Here is a 1787-nt window from a genome sequence, read left to right on the forward strand (position 1 = left end):
CTATCAGACAATCTGTGTGGACACTGCGCAATGCGTATCGTTAGGTAAGGAGGTGATCCAACCGCAGGTTCCCCTACGGTTACCTTGTTACGACTTCACCCCAGTCATGAATCACAAAGTGGTAAGCGCCCTCCCGAAGGTTAAGCTACCTACTTCTTTTGCAACCCACTCCCATGGTGTGACGGGCGGTGTGTACAAGGCCCGGGAACGTATTCACCGTAGCATTCTGATCTACGATTACTAGCGATTCCGACTTCATGGAGTCGAGTTGCAGACTCCAATCCGGACTACGACAGACTTTATGTGGTCCGCTTGCTCTCGCGAGTTCGCTTCACTTTGTATCTGCCATTGTAGCACGTGTGTAGCCCTACTCGTAAGGGCCATGATGACTTGACGTCATCCCCACCTTCCTCCGGTTTATCACCGGCAGTCTCCTTTGAGTTCCCACCATTACGTGCTGGCAACAAAGGATAAGGGTTGCGCTCGTTGCGGGACTTAACCCAACATTTCACAACACGAGCTGACGACAGCCATGCAGCACCTGTCTCACAGTTCCCGAAGGCACCGAAGCATCTCTGCTAAGTTCTGTGGATGTCAAGAGTAGGTAAGGTTCTTCGCGTTGCATCGAATTAAACCACATGCTCCACCGCTTGTGCGGGCCCCCGTCAATTCATTTGAGTTTTAACCTTGCGGCCGTACTCCCCAGGCGGTCGACTTAACGCGTTAGCTCCGGAAGCCACGCCTCAAGGGCACAACCTCCAAGTCGACATCGTTTACAGCGTGGACTACCAGGGTATCTAATCCTGTTTGCTCCCCACGCTTTCGCACCTGAGCGTCAGTCTTTGTCCAGGGGGCCGCCTTCGCCACCGGTATTCCTCCAGATCTCTACGCATTTCACCGCTACACCTGGAATTCTACCCCCCTCTACAAGACTCTAGCTTGCCAGTTTCAAATGCAGTTCCCACGTTAAGCGCGGGGATTTCACATCTGACTTAACAAACCGCCTGCGTGCGCTTTACGCCCAGTAATTCCGATTAACGCTTGCACCCTCCGTATTACCGCGGCTGCTGGCACGGAGTTAGCCGGTGCTTCTTCTGCGAGTAACGTCAATGATTGAGCGTATTAAACTCAACCCCTTCCTCCTCGCTGAAAGTGCTTTACAACCCGAAGGCCTTCTTCACACACGCGGCATGGCTGCATCAGGCTTGCGCCCATTGTGCAATATTCCCCACTGCTGCCTCCCGTAGGAGTCTGGACCGTGTCTCAGTTCCAGTGTGGCTGGTCATCCTCTCAGACCAGCTAGGGATCGTCGCCTAGGTGAGCCATTACCCCACCTACTAGCTAATCCCATCTGGGCACATCCGATGGCGTGAGGCCCGAAGGTCCCCCACTTTGCTCTTGCGAGGTCATGCGGTATTAGCTACCGTTTCCAGTAGTTATCCCCCTCCATCAGGCAGTTTCCCAGACATTACTCACCCGTCCGCCGCTCGCCGGCAAAGTAGCAAGCTACTTTCCGCTGCCGCTCGACTTGCATGTGTTAGGCCTGCCGCCAGCGTTCAATCTGAGCCATGATCAAACTCTTCAATTTAAGATTTGTTTGATTTGCTGCTAATAAAAGCAGCGATGCTCAAAGATTACTTTCTGCAAATATGCATTCGAACCGAAGTTCAAATGTGTACTGCTTTGGTCACTCTTCAAGACTTTGATATTGCTTCTGCCTGCCGAAACAGGCTTCGATATCGTCTTGCGAGTGCCCACACAGATTGTCTGATAAATTGTTAAAGAGC

Annotated in this window: 1 rRNA gene; it reads right to left on the reverse strand. The window is 52.4% G+C overall.

Annotated features, from left to right (window positions below):
- Window positions 1–45: 45 nt before the first annotated feature.
- Window positions 46–1588, reverse strand: a 16S ribosomal RNA gene (locus FTA96_RS21380).
- Window positions 1589–1787: the final 199 nt, after the last annotated feature.

This window comes from Yersinia alsatica, from assembly GCF_902170305.1.
GTDB classification, from domain to species: domain Bacteria; phylum Pseudomonadota; class Gammaproteobacteria; order Enterobacterales; family Enterobacteriaceae; genus Yersinia; species Yersinia alsatica.